At 47.5% G+C, this 1,275-nt stretch carries 1 rRNA gene (only partly in view); it reads right to left on the bottom strand.

From position 1 onward, the window contains the following. Nucleotides 1-107: 107 nt before the first annotated feature. Nucleotides 108-1,275 (bottom strand): 16S ribosomal RNA (locus tag GJT90_RS02250) (it continues 744 nt past the right edge of the window).

Here is a 1,275-nt window from a genome sequence, read left to right as displayed (position 1 = left end):
TGTACTTACTTATAGTAAAGGAGGTGATCCAACCACAGGTTCCCCTACGGTTACCTTGTTACGACTTCACCCCAGTTATGAATCACAAAGTGGTAAACGCCCTCCAAAAAATGGTTAAGCAATTTACTTCTTTTACAACCCACTCCCATGGTGTGACGGGCGGTGTGTACAAGGCCCGGGAACGTATTCACCGTAGCGTTCTGATCTACGATTACTAGCGATTCCGACTTCATAGAGTCGAGTTGCAGACTCCAATCCGAACTAAGATATATTTTGTGAGATCCGCTTACTCTTACGAGGATGCTTCCCTTTGTATATACCATTGTAGCACGTGTGTAGCCCTGGTCGTAAGGGCCATGATGACTTGACGTCGTCCTCACCTTCCTCCGGTTTATCACCGGCAGTTTCCTTTGAGTTCCCAGCTAAACTGATGGCAACAAAGGACAAGGGTTGCGCTCGTTGCGGGACTTAACCCAACATTTCACAACACGAGCTGACGACAGCCATGCAGCACCTGTCTCATGGTTCCCGAAGGCACTTAAATATCTCTATTAAATTCCATGGATGTCAAGACCAGGTAAGGTTTTTCGCGTTGCATCGAATTAAACCACATGCTCCACCGCTTGTGCGGGCCCCCGTCAATTCATTTGAGTTTTAACCTTGCGGTCGTACTCCCCAGGCGGTCGACTTAACGCGTTAGCTACGAAAGTTACAAGTCAAGCTTACAACCTTCAAGTCGACATCGTTTACAGCATGGACTACCAGGGTATCTAATCCTGTTTGCTCCCCATGCTTTCGCACCTGAGCGTCAGTATTCGTCCAGGGGGTCGCCTTCGCCACTGGTATTCCTCCAGATATCTACGCATTTCACCGCTACACCTGGAATTCTACCCCCCTCTACGAAACTCAAGTTAATTAGTTTCAAATGCAGTTCCTAAGTTAAGCTTAGGGATTTCACATCTGACTTAATTAACCGCCTACGTGCTCTTTACGCCCAGTAATTCCGATTAACGCTAGCACCCTCCGTATTACCGCGGCTGCTGGCACGGAGTTAGCCGGTGCTTCTTTTCCAAGTAACGTCAAGAATAAAATATATTAGATTTTATTTTTTCTTTCTTGTTGAAAGTACTTTACAACCCGAAGGCCTTCTTCATACACGCGGCATAGCTGCATCAGGCTTTCGCCCATTGTGCAATATTCCCCACTGCTGCCTCCCGTAGGAGTCTGGACCGTGTCTCAGTTCCAGTGTGGCTGATCATCCTCTCAGACCAGCTA

The organism is Enterobacteriaceae endosymbiont of Donacia dentata (genome assembly GCF_012570745.1).
In the GTDB taxonomy this organism is placed as follows: Bacteria; Pseudomonadota; Gammaproteobacteria; order Enterobacterales; family Enterobacteriaceae.
This window is presented reverse-complemented; position numbering and strand designations above follow the sequence as displayed.